The sequence below is a fragment of the Aliirhizobium wenxiniae genome, from assembly GCF_014201355.1.
Taxonomy (GTDB): domain Bacteria; phylum Pseudomonadota; class Alphaproteobacteria; order Rhizobiales; family Rhizobiaceae; genus Neorhizobium; species Neorhizobium wenxiniae.
The window spans coordinates 707043-724388 of sequence record NZ_JACHEG010000002.1 but is presented as its reverse complement, the minus strand read 5'-3'; the positions used below and the strand labels follow the sequence as shown (position 1 = coordinate 724388).

At 58.9% G+C, this 17346-nt stretch carries 17 protein-coding genes and 1 pseudogene; 3 read left to right on the top strand and 15 right to left on the bottom strand.

Annotated elements, in window-relative coordinates:
- Positions 1 to 286: 286 nt before the first annotated feature.
- Complete coding sequence (locus HNQ72_RS11540; RefSeq protein WP_183992388.1) at positions 287 to 1285, top strand: Gfo/Idh/MocA family protein; 999 nt, start codon at positions 287 to 289, stop codon at positions 1283 to 1285.
- Between the two features lies 1 nt (position 1286).
- On the opposite strand, the gene HNQ72_RS11535 is transcribed toward HNQ72_RS11540, so the two are convergent.
- From HNQ72_RS11535 to HNQ72_RS11515, 5 genes and pseudogenes are all read right to left on the bottom strand, one after another.
- On the bottom strand, positions 1287 to 1607 hold the full coding sequence (locus tag HNQ72_RS11535; protein ID WP_373289427.1) for a BrnA antitoxin family protein: 321 nt from the start codon (positions 1605 to 1607) through the stop codon (positions 1287 to 1289).
- A complete protein-coding gene (locus HNQ72_RS11530) occupies positions 1597 to 1872 on the bottom strand; it encodes a BrnT family toxin (RefSeq protein ID WP_183992386.1) in 276 nt (91 codons plus the stop codon). Before HNQ72_RS11530 ends, HNQ72_RS11535 begins: the two co-directional genes overlap by 11 nt.
- Positions 1873 to 1970: 98 nt before the next feature.
- On the bottom strand, positions 1971 to 3071 hold the full coding sequence (ribB, locus tag HNQ72_RS11525) for a 3,4-dihydroxy-2-butanone-4-phosphate synthase (RefSeq protein WP_183992385.1): 1101 nt from the start codon (positions 3069 to 3071) through the stop codon (positions 1971 to 1973).
- Between the two features lie 10 nt (positions 3072 to 3081).
- Positions 3082 to 4179, bottom strand: coding sequence for a chorismate synthase (gene aroC, locus HNQ72_RS11520; protein ID WP_183992384.1), 1098 nt, complete (start codon positions 4177 to 4179; stop codon positions 3082 to 3084).
- Positions 4180 to 4338: 159 nt separating this feature from the next.
- Positions 4339 to 6844 (bottom strand): annotated as a pseudogene (locus HNQ72_RS11515) (sensor domain-containing protein); the annotation flags it as partial.
- Positions 6845 to 7785: 941 nt separating this feature from the next.
- On the opposite strand from HNQ72_RS11515, the gene HNQ72_RS11510 reads away from it, so the two are divergent.
- Positions 7786 to 8043, top strand: coding sequence for a DUF1344 domain-containing protein (locus tag HNQ72_RS11510; RefSeq protein ID WP_183992383.1), 258 nt, complete (start codon positions 7786 to 7788; stop codon positions 8041 to 8043).
- A 52-nt stretch (positions 8044 to 8095) separates the two neighbouring features.
- Here the strand turns inward: HNQ72_RS11510 and HNQ72_RS11505 are convergent, their stop codons facing one another.
- The 4 genes from HNQ72_RS11505 to HNQ72_RS11490 all read right to left on the bottom strand — a co-directional run bounded on the left by HNQ72_RS11505 (position 8096) and on the right by HNQ72_RS11490 (position 11558).
- Positions 8096 to 8713 carry a histidine phosphatase family protein gene (locus HNQ72_RS11505; RefSeq protein ID WP_183992382.1) on the bottom strand — a complete coding sequence of 206 codons (618 nt, stop codon included), beginning with the start codon at positions 8711 to 8713 and terminating at the stop codon, positions 8096 to 8098.
- 12 nt (positions 8714 to 8725) lie between these two features.
- Positions 8726 to 9544: an enoyl-ACP reductase FabI gene (fabI, locus tag HNQ72_RS11500; protein ID WP_183992381.1), complete on the bottom strand. Its 819-nt coding sequence runs from the start codon at positions 9542 to 9544 to the stop codon at positions 8726 to 8728.
- 148 nt (positions 9545 to 9692) lie between these two features.
- Positions 9693 to 10850, bottom strand: a complete 1158-nt coding sequence (locus HNQ72_RS11495; RefSeq protein WP_183992380.1) for a J domain-containing protein — start codon at positions 10848 to 10850, stop codon at positions 9693 to 9695.
- A 249-nt stretch (positions 10851 to 11099) separates the two neighbouring features.
- Positions 11100 to 11558, bottom strand: a complete 459-nt coding sequence (locus HNQ72_RS11490) for an RT0821/Lpp0805 family surface protein (RefSeq protein ID WP_183992379.1) — start codon at positions 11556 to 11558, stop codon at positions 11100 to 11102.
- A gap of 65 nt (positions 11559 to 11623) precedes the next feature.
- On the opposite strand from HNQ72_RS11490, the gene pdxH reads away from it, so the two are divergent.
- A complete protein-coding gene (gene pdxH, locus HNQ72_RS11485; RefSeq protein ID WP_183992378.1) occupies positions 11624 to 12244 on the top strand; it encodes a pyridoxamine 5'-phosphate oxidase in 621 nt (206 codons plus the stop codon).
- Positions 12245 to 12303: 59 nt separating this feature from the next.
- Here pdxH and HNQ72_RS11480 read toward each other — a convergent pair whose 3' ends face one another.
- The 6 genes from HNQ72_RS11480 to tldD all read right to left on the bottom strand — a co-directional run bounded on the left by HNQ72_RS11480 (position 12304) and on the right by tldD (position 17253).
- On the bottom strand, positions 12304 to 13356 hold the full coding sequence (locus HNQ72_RS11480) for a polysaccharide deacetylase family protein (protein WP_183992377.1): 1053 nt from the start codon (positions 13354 to 13356) through the stop codon (positions 12304 to 12306).
- An 89-nt stretch (positions 13357 to 13445) separates the two neighbouring features.
- Positions 13446 to 14237, bottom strand: a complete 792-nt coding sequence (locus HNQ72_RS11475; protein WP_183992376.1) for a sulfite exporter TauE/SafE family protein — start codon at positions 14235 to 14237, stop codon at positions 13446 to 13448.
- A gap of 60 nt (positions 14238 to 14297) precedes the next feature.
- Positions 14298 to 14924 (bottom strand): hypothetical protein, encoded by a 627-nt coding sequence (locus HNQ72_RS11470; RefSeq protein ID WP_183992375.1) that lies wholly within the window; start codon positions 14922 to 14924, stop codon positions 14298 to 14300.
- Positions 14914 to 15294 carry a hypothetical protein gene (locus HNQ72_RS11465; protein WP_183992374.1) on the bottom strand — a complete coding sequence of 127 codons (381 nt, stop codon included), beginning with the start codon at positions 15292 to 15294 and terminating at the stop codon, positions 14914 to 14916. Before HNQ72_RS11465 ends, HNQ72_RS11470 begins: the two co-directional genes overlap by 11 nt.
- 52 nt (positions 15295 to 15346) lie before the next feature.
- Positions 15347 to 15835, bottom strand: coding sequence for a GNAT family N-acetyltransferase (locus tag HNQ72_RS11460; protein WP_183992373.1), 489 nt, complete (start codon positions 15833 to 15835; stop codon positions 15347 to 15349).
- 2 nt (positions 15836 to 15837) lie between these two features.
- On the bottom strand, positions 15838 to 17253 hold the full coding sequence (gene tldD / locus HNQ72_RS11455) for a metalloprotease TldD (RefSeq protein ID WP_183992372.1): 1416 nt from the start codon (positions 17251 to 17253) through the stop codon (positions 15838 to 15840).
- Between the last annotated feature and the right edge of the window lie 93 nt (positions 17254 to 17346).

Here is a 17346-nt window from a genome sequence, read left to right as displayed (position 1 = left end):
CCACGAAGTCCCTCGACTAACTGCAACCCCGCATGGCTGGTTCCGATAAAATCGCAGCAATCAAATCCGTTCGCGCGGCCTCGTCATTTTCTTCGGCGCCGAAGATGTTGAAGATAAACAGCAATTAGGGATTGCGCCGGGAGCGCTTTCCTGCTCGGTTTCGCAGCAGTTTATGAAAGGCGTCCATTCGTCACGGCAGGCCGATGTCACTGACGAATGTTCCGGCATCGCAAAGCAGCGAAGATCCGGTTAAGTCTTGGACGCTGCATATCGGGAGGAATACGACATGGCAAAACTACAGGTGGCGATGATTGGTCTTGGCATGGCGGCAGGCCACCACGCCCGGGCATTGCTCGATCTTGCCGATCAGGTCGGATGCGTTGCAGCCTATAGCCCGACAGCGGCACGGCGCGAGGCTTTCGCCGCACAATACCCGATCCCGGTCACCGACAGTCTCGACGCCATTTTCGACGATCCGGATATCGATGCTGTGCTGATCCTCACGCCTCCAAGCAGCCATTTGGAGCTTGTCGAGCGAGCCGCAACGGCAGGAAAACATATCCTCCTGGAAAAGCCGTTGGATATCAGCCTTCAACGGGCCGAGGCTATTGTGGCTGCGGCTGAGAAGGCGAAGGTAAAATTGGGCGTTGTGCTGCAGAACCGGTTTCGCCCGGCCGCACTCGCGCTCGATCTTCTGGTCGTCACCGGCCGCCTCGGTACGCTGGTTGGCGCCTCGGCTGCCATTCGCAACTGGCGGCCGCAAAGCTATTACGATGTCGAGGGCAGGGGAACGCGGGCGCGTGACGGCGGCGGCGTCCTGCTTACCCAGGCGATCCACACGATCGACCTTCTCCTGAGTTATGCCGGCGTGCCCACGGATGTCTCCTCCTTCGTTCGCACCACGCCCATCCACCGGATGGAGACCGAGGATCTGGTCGCGGCCTGCCTCTCCTTCGAAAGCGGCGCGATCGGCACGCTGAACGCCACGACCTCGGCCCATCCCGGCCTGCCCGACCGGATCGAGCTGATCGGCACGCAAGGCACGGCCACCCTCTCCGGCGACACGCTGGAAGCGGCGTTCATGGATGGTACGGTGGCAAAGGTGGGCGGCGAACAGTCGATCGGCACAGGCGTCGATCCGATGGCTTTCGGTCATGAGATGCATCGCGCCCTGATCGGCAATTTTATCGGTTCGATCACCGGCGAGGAGACATTGCGCGTCTCCGGTCACGATGCGCTGCAGGCGCATCGTTTTATCGAGAAGATATTGGCGGCCAGCCGCTGATCTAAAGCCCTGCGGCCTTGCGCAATTCCTCGGCCATGCGGCTGCGCCAGTCCTTGCCCGAGGCTTTGAACCTGTCGAGCACGTCAGGATCGAGCCTCAACGTCACGGCAACCTTCGGCGCCTCGACCTTGGGGCGGCCGCGGGTTTTGCGCATCTCGTCTATGGCCTCGAAGAATTCCGGCGGCATGACTTCGCGTGCCGGCCGCATCCGAGCGAGTTCTTCATCGGTTAGTGGCGGATTGTCCGGGTCTTCCTCCGCGGCCTTCAGAATACGTTCTTCTTCTTCGTCGGTAAGCTCCCGGAAACGTGGTTTAGGCTTCATCATAACGTTTCCTTTCCCTTCGACTGGCAGGCCGAAAACTGATGATTGCGATAGCTTCGTTTCCCAGTCTTGAGAAAACGAGCGAGGTCAGATCGTCACCCAATGGGCCTATTGCCAGAAACCGGTGACGACCATCTTTCCCCGGGTAGCTGGGCTCGATCAAAGCATCTCGAAAATCGAATTCCGCAGCAGCAACGGCGAAATCCAGCCCATGCAGAGCGATGTTTCTCTGCCGTTTTATCTCATCCCAAACAAATCTAACCATTATTCGTACACGAAAAATCGACGCCCGACAATGAGCGACGATCCGACGAAACGAAAGACGTTACAATCCCGGGATTGTAGGGGTTTTGATCGGAAAGATCAGCAGATCACCGTCTCGGCGATCCTAATTCCGAACCCTTCCAGCCCCACATAGTGGCGCTCGCTACGGGTCAGAAGCTTTATCGAAGTGACGCCGAGATCTTTCAGGATCTGCGCGCCAAGCCCGATCTCAAGCCATTCGCTTTCGCGCGCCTGCGCTTCGGCATGGGCTTCCTGGTCTTGGCGCATCTTGCGCCCGTGTTCGGTTTGGCCGACGCCGACGGAACCTTCGCGCAGATAGATGATCACGCCGCGGCCTTCGTTCTCGATCATCTTCATGTAGCGCTCGACCGAGCGCTCGGCGCCGAACACATCCTGCGCCACGTTTTCGAGATGAAGGCGAACCGGAATGTCGACACCGTCGCGGATGTCGCCGAAGATCACGGCGACATGCTGCATCGGATCCCAGGGCAACGAATAGGCATGCGCCTTGGCGCGGCCGACCGGGGTCACCACGTCGAAGGACGACATCAGCTCGATCAGCGTTTCCTTGCGCTGCCGGTAGGCAATTAGGTCCGCGACGGAAACCTGCTTCAACCCGTGCTCCACGGCAAATGCCGCCACCTGCTGGCCGCGCATCACCGTGCCGTTGTCATTGACGAGCTCGGAAATCACGCCGATCGGCGGCAGGTTAGCGAGCTTGCAGAGGTCGGTCGCTGCTTCCGTATGGCCGGAGCGCATCAGCACGCCGCCCTCACGGGAAATCAGCGGGAATATATGGCCGGGGCGGACGAAATCCGCAGCACCGACATTCGGGTTGGCAAGGTTGCGCACCGTCAGCGTCCGATCGTCGGCTGAAATGCCGGTCGTCGTACCATGCTTAAAATCGACGCTGACGGTAAAGGCCGTCGTGTGGGCGCTGTCGTTTTCGGCCACCATGGCATTGAGGTTAAGCCGCTTGGCCTCTTCGCGCGGCATCGGCGCACAGACGATGCCTGATGTATGGCGCACGATGAAGGCCATCTTTTCGGGCGTGCAATGCACGGCGGCGACGATCAGGTCGCCCTCGTTCTCGCGGTCGTCATCATCGGTAACGACGACAATCTCTCCGGCCTCGAAGGCGCGGATGGCTTCAACGACGGACTTCTGATCGTAGGCCATGGGAAAATTCCTATTTCAGGCGGCCGGTCTGGCCGCGATCCCTAAGATAGTGATCTGCAATGGCGCAGGCGACCATCGCCTCGCCGATCGGCACGGCGCGGATGCCCACGCAAGGGTCGTGGCGGCCCTTGGTGCGCACATCAACATTGTTGCCGTCGGCATCGATCGACTGGCGCTCGGTGAGGATCGACGAGGTCGGCTTGATCGCAAAGCGCGCGACGACCGCCTCGCCGGTTGATATCCCGCCGAGAATGCCGCCCGCGTGGTTGGAGAGGAAGATCGGCTTGCCGTCATTGCCCATCCGCATCTCGTCGGCATTCTCCTCGCCGGTCAGTTCAGCCGAAGCAAAACCCTCACCGATCTCGACGCCCTTGACCGCATTGATCGACATCAGCAGCGAGGCGATGTCCTGATCGAGCTTGCCGTAGATCGGCGCTCCGAGACCGGCGGGCACGCCTTCCGCGATCACTTCGACAACCGCGCCGATCGAGGAACCGGACTTGCGGATACCGTCGAGATATTCTTCCCATACCGGCACCATTTCCGGGTCTGGGCAGAAAAACGGGTTCTGGTCGACCTGCACCCAGTCCCAGTTATTGCGGTTGATCTTGTGTTTGCCGATCTGGACGAGCGCGCCGCGCACGGTGACACCCGGCACGACCAGTCGTGCAATGCCGCCGGCGGCTACACGGGCCGCCGTCTCGCGGGCAGACGAACGTCCGCCGCCGCGGTAATCGCGAATGCCGTATTTGACGTCGTAGGTATAGTCGGCGTGCCCCGGACGGTAGCGTCGAGCGATCTCGCCGTAATCCTTGGAGCGCTGGTCGGTATTCTCGATCAGCATCGAGATCGGCGTGCCGGTCGAGATCATCGTCTCGCCATCCTCGTCGAACATCACGCCGGAAAGAACCTTGACGATATCATCCTCGCGTCTCTGGGTGACGAAACGCGATTGGCCGGGCTTGCGCTTGTCCATCCAGGCCTGGATGTCGGCATGGGTGAAACGCAGGCCGGGAGGGCAGCCATCGACCACGCAACCGAGTGCGGGACCATGGCTTTCGCCCCAGGTCGTAACGCGGAAAAGATGGCCGAACGAATTGTGGGACATGAATGCTGCCTGGCTGCAAGGGCGCTTGAACCGCCGGTTTTATCGAGGCTTTATTAGGCAAAAGCAGGGGCGCGGACAAGCCTTTCTTGCTCGCCGCCGGTACCCCTTGGGTTGAGCAGCCCAGTGACCAGTCCGGTCAATTGGCTAAGGCCCGGCGGCTCAGGCCACCGACCTTTGCCAGCCTTCCTGTGCTCTCAGCGTGAAATCGTCGAAGGGCAGGGCGCGCGCGAAGGCATAACCCTGCAGAAGATCGCAGCCGAGGTCCTCGAGCAGACTTGCGTGTTCGAAGGTCTCGACGCCTTCCGCAACCGTTTCGACGCCGAGCGAGCGGGCTATATCGATGATCGATCGAACCAGCGCGCGCTCTTGCGGCGAATGAAGGATTGGCAGAACCAGTTGCTTGTCGATTTTCAACCGCTTCGGCTTCAGCCGCAAAAGGCTGACAATCGACGTGTGCCCGGTACCGAAATCATCGATCTCCACATCGATGCCGAGTTCCTTGATCTGCTCCAGATTGGCCACGACGGCGCTGTCGCTGTCATCGAGGAAGATCGATTCCACCAGTTCGAAGGCGATCTCGCCGGGTGCGATCTGCAGGCCGCGCAGCATGTCGATCAGGTGTTCGTCATGCAGCCGTCGCGACGACACGTTGACAGAAACCCTGGGCACGGCGACACCCATCGCCGCCCACCGCATCTTGTCCTTCAGCACCGTTTCCAGCATCAGCTGATCGAGCGTCGCGGTCACGTTAAGGTCGTCTGCGATCTTCAGGAACTGGTCGGGAGCAAGCAGGCCCCGGCGGGGATGCCGCCAGCGGATAAGCGCTTCGACGCCCGTCAGCTTATGTGTGCCCGCGCTGATCTGCGGCTGGTACCAGGCGGAGAACTCATGGTTCTCGATTGCCGCCAGCAGCTCGTCCGCCGTCCGCTTATGGTCGATAATCTCCGCATGCAGGTTTTGTGTAAAGAATTCGAAGCGGTTGCGCCCCATGCCCTTGGCTCGGTAAAGCGCCAGATCGGCATTGACGAGAATACGTCTTGCGTCGACATGACTGCCATTGGCTTCGGCGATCCCGATCGATACGCCGCAGCGGCAGGAAAAACCGTCGAAATCAAGCGGCTGGCGGAACTCGGAAATGATACGGGCGGCAAGTTGCGCAAGCTCCTTCGAGCTTGCCTGGTCGTGCGCCAAAATGACGAATTCGTCGCCGCCGATGCGAGCAACTGTATCTCTTTCGGTGATATTGCGGGTCAGGATTTTGGAGGCGTGCACGAGCATCGCGTCGCCTGCGGCATGTCCCAGCGTATCGTTGATCTGCTTGAAACGATCAAGATCGAGGTGAAGCAGGGCGAATTTGCGTCTGCCGGAAGCGCGCGACAGAGCGTCGAGCTCCATGTCGAGCTTGCGCCGATTGGCCAGCAGCGTCAAAGGATCATGCAGCGCGTTGTGTTCGATCCTGCTCTTGGCAATTTCGAGTTCGCTGTTCTTGGCGTCTGCTTCCGTCTTCGCCTTCTGCAGTTCCACCGTGAGTGCCGTATCCTTCGTCACATCAAAGGCCAGCCCGATGAGTTTCTTCGAGCCGTCCTTACCCATGTGAAGCTGACCGACGGAGCGCACGTAGCGGATCGTACCGTCCGCCTGCGCTACGCGAACCACCAATGCCTCCTTCGTTTGGCCGCTGAGATACGCTCTCGATGCGTTGATCGCGATCGGCCGGTCTTCGGGCAAGAGCAGATTGAGCCAGCTTTCCTGGGTTATGATGCCGTTGGTGAAAGGGATGCCATATAGCTGGCACATGCGTGCGTCCCAGGTCTCGGTGCCCTGTCCGGGCGTATATTCCCATATGCCGCAGCCATAGGAGGCAAGTGCGAGATCGAGCTTGCCGGACAGTTCCTCAAGCTCCCGCTCGCGGCTCGACAATTCGTCCAGCGCTAGCTCGAGCTCGGCGTTCTTGACCTCGGTATTGGCCTTGGCGTCGCGCAGCGTCTGCGCCATCAGCATGTCGGCGCTCACATCCCAGACGATACCGGTCATGCGGTGGCTGCCGTCGATGTTTTCGTAACGTGCGCCGGCGGATCTCAGGTGCCGAACCTCGCCGTCAGCCAAGGTTATGCGATAGGTTTCGGTGCAGGATTCGTAGAGCCGCGCCCATTTCAGGAAATGGGCTTCCGCCTTCGCTCTGTCTTCAATGGCCACGTGCTGCAGCAACCCCTTCAGTCGCTGCACATCCTGGGGAGAGTTTACGCCGTGAAGCAGTCTGGCACGTCGGTCCAAGAATAGTTGTAGTCCATCGCCGCTGACCTCCCATATGCCGATGTTGGAGGCCTCCATCGCGAGATTGAAGCGCTGCGAAAGATCAAGAAGGCTGGATTCACGCGTTTTCAGTTCGGCAATATTTCGGTTGCGCTCGGAAAGCAGCCCGGTCGCCACCACGATTGGCACGATGAGCGCAACCGCACCGAATGCAAGAAATAGCCGGAAGTGATACTGGTTTTCCGGGGGGGGTAGCCCAGCCGCTCTTCGGGGCAAGTGAAAGATCCCAGCGCGAGCCGGCAATCTCCAGCGTCTTGGTCAACGGCGATTGATCGTCGACCGTGTCATCGCCGAAAAACGCCAAATAGTCTGGTTTCGCCCTGTCTCGCAGCGAGAAGTTTACGTTTGTAAGATCGACCGGGCTGGGCCTGCCCGCGTCATCGTCGACGATCATTCCCGCTTCCTTCAGAAGCTCAGCCTTGTCGATGACGATGGCAAGCGCGCCCCAGGGCTGGCGAAGCGTTTGATCGTCCAGCACAATCGGTACGACCAGCGTCAAATGGTTCTCCTGCGAACCTGTGACGATACTCGGAGACGTCTTGTCCCTGGTATCCATCAGGTCCGCGTTTAACCGTTTGACGTCGAATGGCAGCGAAGCGTCCGCGCTCGAAATACCCTCGGGTGTGTGGATCTGCGATATGGAAAGATCTGGCGCCAAGGCTACCGCGGTAAAATGCCGATGATTGTCGAATGTTGCCTCGACGAGATGTCTAAGGTGGTCTGAGGTTGCATTCCGTTCGCGCAGAAGACGCTGTGCAAGCGCTTGCGCATCTTTGATGTCGGTCTCGATGCGCCCGGTCAGGTTACGCGACACAGCAGAGGCTGTGTTTTCCACATCTGCGCGCAAGGCGGCACGCCCGAATTCGGTATTGCGCCGATCAAGACCTAGTGCGATCGCAAATATGCAAAGCGAAATTGTTAACGCCGCAAGCAGGGAAATTGGATTCGAGGCAATGATATTGTGCCAGTTTAAATAGTGTGGCGGCCTGAATTTCACCTGCTGAATGCCCTTCTCTAACCCGGGATGCCCGAGAAATAGTGTATTGGCGGGGTGTTAATTTATCATTTCGCGATACAGCGTGTTTCGAGCCACGAATTATGTTTAATCAATACTTGACTTCGATGTTTTGAATTTGATGGGGAAAGTTGAAAAAAGGTATTTGTTATATTTTTGTTAATAATAATGCCTCGTTTCACGCGCGAAATGCCATGATCAAGGGCAACTTTTGCCACATTCTGAGGGCTATCTTTGCTTCGAAACGAAACACACGGACCTCGTCAAAGGCCTCCAAGATGCGCATGCTCATCGCCACGCTGCTCGCTACCGCAAGTATCTTCTCGCCGCTCAACAGCTTCGCTCAGAGCGCGGATATCGAGGCGACAATCAAGAAGGTGGACGTCAATGCGCTGAGCTTGACGCTTGATGACGGCAAGACCTACAAGGTTCCGGAAGAGTTTAATTTCGAAGGATTGAAGGCAGGCGTAAAGGTTCTGGTCTTCTATACCATGATAGACGGCAGCCGTATCGTCGACGATCTGGAAATCGTTTGATAGCGGGGTGAGAGAATGCGGGCGCTTTCAACGTATTTGACGCCCGTTCAGCTTAAATCCAGGTGATCGAACCTTTGGCAACCGTTCCGTCATCCGCATCACCGTCACTCAACTCGATCCTGACGATACGGTCCTGATGGATCGGCATGTTGGCGGCTTCATTTTCATCGACATTGCCTATGATGCGGAAAAGCGAGCGAAGCACTCCGCCGTGGCTGACGGAAATCGTCGGTCCCTTCAGCGAAGCGAGCCATGCGCCTATACGCCAGGAAAGGATTTCATAACTCTCGGCATCTTCGCCCGGTGGAATGAAGCTCCACTTGTTTTTTGAACGTTCCCGCAGTCGCTCCGGAGCCGTCTTCTTTATCTCGGCGGTGGTAAAACCTTCCCAGTCACCGAACGAAAGCTCTTTCAGGAGTTCATCTGTACGGTAGCCCGCCGGGTCCAAGCCCATGGCTGTCCGTATGCGTTCCATTGTCTCCCTTGTGCGCCAAAGGGGGCTAGCAACGAAATCGAACCCGTCGGCTGAACCGACGAGTTCGCGAAGCGTTTCACCGTTACGGCTAGCCTGTCCACGCCCGATCGCATTGATCGGTATGTCCTTCTGTCCCTGCAGGCGGCCTTCGGCATTCCAGTCCGTTTGGCCGTGGCGGATCACATAGATAAGCACGGCAAACTTCCCTTAGTCCTTGATGACCGAAATGTCCGGGGCGTCGACCGCCTTCATGCCGATCGTGTGATATCCGCTGTCGGCGTGGTGTACTTCACCGGTCACCGAGCGCGACAGGTCCGACAGCATGTAGAGACCGACGTCACCGATTTCCTCGATGGTGACGGTACGGCGCAGCGGCGCATTATACTCGTTCCATTTCAGGATGTAGCGGAAGTCACCGATGCCGGATGCGGCAAGCGTCTTGATCGGGCCGGCCGAAATCGCGTTGACGCGGATATTCTTCGGGCCGAGGTCGACGGCGAGATACTTGACGCTCGCTTCAAGCGCCGCCTTGGCAACGCCCATGACGTTGTAGTTCGGCATGACCTTTTCCGCACCGTAATAGGTGAGGGTCAGCATCGAGCCGCCATCGGTCATCAGCTTTTCGGCGCGGCGTGCAACCGAGGTGAACGAATAGACCGAGATCTGCATCGTCTTGGCGAAGTTTTCAGCCGAGGTATCGACATAACGGCCGGTCAGTTCATCCTTGTCGGAAAAGCCGATGGCGTGAACGATGAAATCGATCTTGCCCCAATGCTTCTCGATATTGGTGAAGACCTCGTCGATCGTCGCCTCGTCGGTGACATCACAGTGGCCGGCCATGAAGGCGCCCAGTTCGGCAGCCAGCGGCTCTACCCGCTTCTTCAGCGCATCGCCCTGATAGGTGAAGGCCACTTCGCCGCCATTGTCGACGATGGCCTTGGCAATGCCCCATGCAATCGAGCGATTGTTCGCAACGCCCATGATGAGCCCGCGCTTGCCTGCCATAAGGCCGGATGCCTGAACCATTGTGTAATCCCTGACACGAAAAAATGAATGTTGCCTATGGCATAGGCCGCATCAGGGTTCAAGCATGCGTCAAATCATCAACTGTGAAGATGGCCTAAAATAGATGCGTGACTGGGGATGATGTCATCCCTTTGTCACGCTTTCCGTCTCACAGATACAGTCCGTCGCGCATCAGTCGCATCAGGTCGGTGACCTTGGCATCCGGCGTTTCCAGAAGCACGATCCTCAGTTCGACCACGAGATCGCCGCGTCCAGCCGCGTCATGAAGGCCGAGCCCTTCGATCGTGATCGTGCGGTCGGATCCGGACCAGCTGGGAATTTCGACCGTCCGCCGGCCCGCCGGTGTCTCCACCTGCGCCTCGCCGCCGAGGACGGCATCCTGCAGCGAGATGGGCAGCACGATATGAAGGTTGAAATCCCTGACGATATAGATGTCGTCGCGGGCCGCATTCAGCGTCACGACGAGATCGCCCTGTTTCATGTTGGGCAGTTTCAGGCCCTGGCCCGCAAGCCTTACCTGATGTCCGTCGGTGGTGCCCCGCTCGATCGGAACGCGAACTTCCCGGTCGTCCGAGAGCTTGATCGTTATCGGTTTCAGCGCCAGCAGTTCGGCAACCGTCACCTTCGCCTCGACCAGAAGATCCGGCGCCTTTTCGGGCACTGGCGCTGTGCCGCGGATACGCTTCATCAGATTGGCTATCAGGTCGACGGCCATCATCGGCAGCGGGGAGCGGACTTCCGGCCCCGGCGCATCTTTCGGGGTCGTTTCTTCGACCTTGGTCTCAGACGTGTCGGCATGTTCCTTGGCGCGCTCGCGTGCCTCGGGGCTGCCGCCGAAAATGCGTTCGATGGTTTCTTCCGGGCTTTCGCTCGGCTTCTTGCCCGTCTGCTGCTTGGCTTGTCCGCTTGCGGTGCCCTGGGCTTTCGCCTTTGCCGCATCGGCCTTCGGTTCAGCCTTGGCGGCGTCGGCCTTGGCAGTGTCGGACTGGGCGCGGGCAGCCTGGGCCTTTGCCAGTTCCTCCATCACCTTTTCCGCATTGGCGCGCGCAGCCTTGGCGCGCTCTGCCGCATCGCGCTGCTGCATGATCGTCTGGTGCATGTCGGCTGCACGGTCATAACGCCGGCGCCGCTCAGGATCCTTGAGCAATTCATAAGCCTGCCCGATCTCCGCGAACCGGTCCGTTGCACTCGGATCGTCGCGATTGTGGTCGGGATGAATCGTCTTGGCCTTCGTCCGCCAGGCCGCCTTGATTTCGTCTGCATCGGCGTTCCGTCTGACGCCGAGGATGGAATATGGATCACGCATCGTGAGACCACCGGTTACGCTTTTGGCGGCAGATCCGGCATAATCGCGAACCTGCCGATAATAAACTTAAACACGGGCAACACAGGGCCATCATGCACTGCTCGCTGCTCCGATTTTCTCGGATTGAGAGAGTAGAGGCGCAGTCCTGAATCAGTGGTTACAGCGCTGCTTCACAGCTGAGGCATGGTGAAGGATCAGTTAACGTGGTGTGTGGTTTGGAAACAATTGGGCCAAGGGTGACAATTTGGCTCAGCCTTGCCGGTCGAAAGCCGTCAGCATCCAGTCGCCGCTTCCGGTCATGCAGGTCTGGCCAGCAAAAACGGCGATCCCTTCATAGGAATGACGCGTGGTCTTGAAGGCACGACAGACGCGACCCTGGGCGTTGTCTTCCTGAATGACGGAAACCACGCCGGCACTGCCGGTCGCGGCATTGGCCCAGGGAAGGGGAGTGTTGCCCATTTTCACGAGATCGGCCGAAGTGACGGCGTTTCGCACAGTCGCTTCGTCGGAAAGGCTTGTCTCGGATTGGGGCTTGCCGGCAACGGTTCCCGTCGCAAGCGATCGATCGACCTTGCTCGATCCGCCAAACAGATCCAGACTACTTGTGCATCCCGCAAGCGACAGCGTCAGCGTGGCGAGGCAAATTGCAGCGCCGCTCTTGCGGCCCCAGCACTTTGTCATTTCGGTCCACTTTGATATCACTGACAACCTTGTATCCTGTCCGGCGCTTCGTCTCGGGCATGTTCGAGCAGATTGGGAGTATTTAAGTCAATATGTCTGGAAGTGAGTTAACAACCGGTGACTTCACCGAAGAATCCGAACCTTTCGCTCTTTTCGCCCGCTGGTTGAAGGATGCGGAAGGCTCCGAGCCTAACGATCCAAACGCCGTTGCGGTTGCAACGGTTGATGAACATGGCCTACCTAACGTGCGCATGGTCCTGTTGAAAGGATTTGATACGCAGGGCTTCGTTTTCTACACCAATTTCGAGAGCCAGAAGGGCCAGGAGATCCTCGGGCAGAAAAAAGCTGCCATGTGTTTCCACTGGAAAACATTGCGCCGCCAGGTCCGTATCCGAGGCCCTGTAGAAGTCGTGAGTGATGCCGAGGCGGATGCCTATTATGCGTCGCGCCCGCGTGGCAGCCGCATCGGCGCCTGGGCGTCCAAGCAGTCGCGTCCGCTCGAAGGGCGTTTTGCTCTGGAGAAGTCTGTCGCCGAATACGCAGCGCGTTATGCGATCGGTGAGATCCCGCGGCCGTCCTACTGGTCCGGCTTCCGTATCCAGCCGACATCGATCGAATTCTGGCACGACCGCCAGTTCCGCCTGCATGACCGCGTCGAGTTCCGTCGCGACGATCCGTCCGGCAATTGGAACAAGGTGCGGATGTACCCCTGAGCAGCAATTCCAGCAAAAGTGGGAGCCGGTTTTGCGTCTGGTTGCGTAAAAACTGATCCCTAGCCTTTCAGGGCGAAAGGAATACCGGAGGCGAGCGCGGCAACGTAGCGCGCCTTCTGATAATAACCATTCAACGAGACGCGCGGCAGGGCGGTTGGCCGGCCCAGGTCGGCGGCAGTCAGCATTCCAGGTTGTGTGGTAAGGCCGATCACAAAACCGAGATCGCGGGCGGATTGGAATTCCCTCGGTCCGATCGCGTCCCGGCTTCCATAGGGATATGCAATTGCTGTTGGTTGCTCGCCCGTGAGTTCCGTCAGCCATTCCGCCGATTTGCGCATCTCTCTCAAGGCTTCTTCGGCGCCAAGTCGGCTGAGCTTGCGATGTGTCACGGTGTGAGCGCCGAGCGAAACGAGCGGATGCGCCGCGAAGTCTCGCAGTTCCTGTGGCCCCATAATAAGTTCGCGGGTGATGGCAAGCGGATCGATGCCGTATCGTTCCGCCAGGAGACAGAGGTCTGAGACGGCTTCGGCCTCTTTGCGAGCCCAGACATAGCTGGCAAAGCGGAAAGACGTGTCGAGCTGCTGTACCGGCGTCTTCAAGTGCACCGTTTCAAGGCCACGCCCGAAATCGAAGCTGATGCGATCATGCTCACGCAGAAGTCGGCCCATGATCTCCCACCACAGAGGCTGCCGGTGTTCGGCAAGCCCTTGTGCGATGAAGACGGTGAAGGGCACGCCATGTCGGGCGAAAACGGGCAGTGCATATTCCGCATTGTTGCGGTACCCGTCATCAAGCGTAAAGGCTGCAAACGGCGTGGTCGAAGGGGCAGCCAGCCGTGCCGGTAAATCCGAAAGTGCTACGAAATCGTAGCCGAGTGATTTCAGCCGAAGGATCGCGGCATCGAGGAATTCCGGCGTGATTTCCAGATGCCGGTTAGGCCCGATGACCGAGGCGGATTCCGGCCTCACATGATGCATGGTGAAGATAACGCCCGAACCGCGCGCCGACTTCAACAGGCCGGCTCCGGTCGCAAGTGAGGATACCTCCAGCCCGGCGCCGATCATCCATCGCTTCAGGTTGCGACGCCAGATCGCTTTCGCTCGTTCCTTCATTGTTTCGGTTATCGCCCCGTCTGCAGATAACGAAGGCTAATGCAGACCCGGTTAAGTCTTGCTGAAGATGACATCGATCAAGCAGCTTATCAGGATCGCAAACCGTCGAGCAGCGGAAGGCCGATAATCGCGGCTGCGCCGATCAGCATGAAGCAAATGCGGCGGAATGTGGTTTCGCTGGCTATGCCGAACATCCGCGAACCGAAAGTAAGTCCGATGCCGTAACCGGGGCCGGCGACGAGCGCGATCAGCAGCACTTCCAGCGTCAGGATGCCGGTGACGATATAGGATGTCGCCGAGATGATCGTGCCGAGCGCGAAATAGAGAACCAGATTGGCGCGCACGACATTGCGCTCGATCGCACCGCCCAGCCAATAGGCGACGATCGGCGGGCCCGACATCTGCGCCGCCCCGCCGAACAGCCCGGCAAGCGCGCCGACACCAACGGTCAGCCAGGTCTTCGGCCGGCCGTGATAGCGCCAGCCGGACATCAGGAAAATGAGCAGGCCGAGCACGACGATCGAGATGATCCAGCGCAGCGTGATCGAGGGAAGCAGCGAAAGCACCGCCGTTCCCGCCGGTACGCCGACGACGGCACCTGCAAGCATGGTAAACACCTCGCGCCTGTTGGCCTTGCGCCAGCCTTCCGGCACCATGCCGAGCGTCATCACCCCATCGATGACGAGCAGCAGGGCGGACGCGATTGCCGGACTGGTCACAGCACTTGCCAGCGGCACGAAGATCAGCGCCCCGCCAAACCCTGAAAAACCACGCGCGAGCCCCGCGACCATCGCGGCAAAAAACACGAAGGCAAGTTCGCCGACGGAATGACCTGGAAGCCATGTGGCGAGAAAGGCGGAAAACGGATCAGGGGATGTCATCAAGGCGGCGGTCTGCGGTGTGAGAAAGAGCGCCCACCTGTGGCGGTTTCGCGCAGTCTGTCAAGAACCTGCAATCAGGGATGGACGCCGAAAGCCGTTTGCGATCCACCAGTGACATTGCTCTGGCGTATAGCCAAACAGATGCCCCTGCCGCCGCTCCATCTCTTCCGTCCATGGCCGCGGACCGTCCATCAGGTCGTCATAGGCCTGAAAACGCCATTCTTCGCCAGACAGGGCATAATAGACAGTCAGGAATGTTCGCCCACCGCCATGCAACGCCTTGATTTTCTCGATGAACCTGCCGCTTTCGACATGCGGTCTGAAACGGTCGCGCATGGCTTCAAACCAATCAAACCCTTCTTCTCCATCGATAATGGCAAACGGCTTGCGCCCCTCCAGCATCAGCGGCAACTCGAAATTGGTATGGATGAGATAAGGCGCTTCATAGATCCGGTGTGGCCGCGTCAGCATGACCTCGCCGTTCCATTCGGGTAGAGGCAGTTCGATTGCAGAGGTCAGAGCAATCAATTGCACTTCCTCGGGATAGAATGAGTGTGTCGCTATCTGGCTGATATCTGCATCAAGGATTGAAGCTATAACCGCCCGTTCGGCTTCAAAGCGCTTCTCGTGCGCAGAGCATCCCGTTTCCGGCGACAGGAATTTCAGAACGAATGTCTCAGGTGGCATCGCTCTCGTACTTTCGATCAAGGCCGGTATGCCCGATCTTCTTGGGGCGGCTGTCTACCGTTTGCCACATCGTCAGCCGCGCGTCGGGAGCCTCATTGCAGATTGAAATCGGCATGTGGCGGCGCAAGTCGCTGCGAAATCGTGATGCGTAGCGCTTGCCCCATACACCTAAAAAACACCGTTCTGTTTCGTCATTCCTGAAAACAACGGCACCGCCGAAAGCTGAGGAAATTCCGTCAATGTCGAAGGATCCACCACCACCATAAACGGCAATCACGCAGTCAGCGGGCGCCACACATACCAGAGTGTCGCCAGCAGGGGCGAACCCCTGGCTTCGAAAGACGTAGACGCGATGTAGAGAGATTGTCATGTCCGAAGCATATCGCCGAGATTCTGTTCGGCAACACCGAAGTTTTGCGCCCTCAAACCATCCGTCGATAAAACTTCGTATCTACCGCCATCCGGGGAAAACTTGCCGGCAGTTCTGGGGCGGTGATCTCGGAAAATCCGTTCTTCTCGTAAAACCTATGCGCGGCCAGAAACTTGTCGGTCGTACCGAGCAGGATCGTCTTCAGCCCGACAGCACTTGCATGCGCCATCAGTGTTTCCAGCAGGCGGGCGGCCACGCCGAATTCCTTGCCGCGAACCTCTGCTGCGACGAACATCTTGCGCAGCGCGGCCTCGTCATTACCGATATCTTTCAGCGAAATCGTGCCGACGATTTTTCCGGCCTTCTCCGCAACCCAGAACCCGCCTTTGCCCGACTGGTAAAAATCCGCAATGGCGGCGAGATCCGGTTGGTCTGCGGCGGTGATCGCGACACCGAATTCCTCGCGCTGGATAGGCAGGATGACGCCGATCACGCCCTCTTCGTCGCCGGAGTCAAAGGAGCGGATCACGATGTCGCTCATGTTCAGGCCTTCGTTCCGCCGACGGTGACCTGATCCATGCGCAGATGCGGCTGACCGACACCGACCGGAACCCACTGGCCGGCCTTGCCGCAATTGCCGATACCGGTATCGAGCTTCATGTCGTTACCGACCATCGAGACGCGCTTCATCGCATCCGGCCCGTTGCCGATCAGCATGGCGCCCTTGATCGCTGGGCCGATCTTGCCGTCTTCGATCAGATAGGCCTCGGTGCAGCCGAAGACGAACTTGCCGGACGTGATATCCACCTGACCGCCGCCGAAGGAAACGGCATAAACGCCTTTCTTCACCGACGCGATGATTTCTTCCGGGGTTTTGTCGCCACCGAGCATGTAGGTGTTAGTCATCCGCGGCATCGGCACGGAGCTGTAACCCTGGCGGCGGCCATTGCCTGTCGGCTTCATGCCCATCAGCCGGGCATTCTGCCGGTCCTGCATGTAACCTACGAGCTTTCCGTTCTCGATCAGCACGTTATAGGCCGAAGGCGTGCCTTCGTCGTCGATCGTGATCGAGCCGCGGCGATTGTCGATCGTTCCGTCATCGACGACGGTGACGCCTGGAGCGGCGACCATTTCGCCAAGCAGTCCGGCAAAGGCCGAGGTTTTCTTGCGGTTGAAATCGCCTTCCAGCCCGTGGCCGACTGCCTCGTGCAGCATCACGCCCGGCCAGCCGGAGGAAAGCACCACATCCATCGTGCCGGCCGGCGCTTCGATTGCTTCGAGATTGACCAGCGCTTGACGCAGTGCCTCGTCTGCGCCGACCTGCCAGTTGCCATCGGCAACGAAATCACCGAAGCCGATGCGGCCGCCGGTACCGAACGAACCCGATTCCTGCCGGTCGCCATCACCCACGACGACGGAAATGTTGATACGCGTCATCGGGCGGATGTCCTGCACCCGGTGCCCGTCGGCACGCAGGATGTCGACCACCTGCCAGCTGGCAGAAATCGTCGCGGTGACCTGTCGAACCTTGTCATCCTTGTTGCGCAGATAGGCGTCGATATCGGTCAAAAGCTTGGCCTTGGCCTCGAAGCTAGGGGAACCGATCGGGTTTTCATCACCGTAATATTTCTTGTTGGTCCGCTGCGGGGCGCTCGCATAGGAGCCGGAATAACCGGCCGTGACCGCACGAACAGCATCCGATGCACGCTCGAGCGCTGCAGCGCTGAGATCGCCCGCATGGGCGTAACCGACAGCCTCTCCCGCCACCGAGCGCAGGCCGAAACCCTGGTCGGTGTTGAAGGACCCGCCCTTCAGCCGGCCATTGTCGAAAGTCAGCGATTCCGCCTGTGCATGTTCGACGAAGAGTTCACCGTCATCGGCGCCTGAAAGCGCCTTGGCGACGATCGCCCGCAGCTTTGCCTCGTCTGTGTCGAACAGGCTCAAGAGATCGGTGTTCATGGAAATACTCCTTGGCGGCAGTCGCTAGCGCTCAGGCCGAAATGTCTGAAAACCGATGTAGGTCTGTCGGGAGTGAGGCGCAAGCGCTGTCGA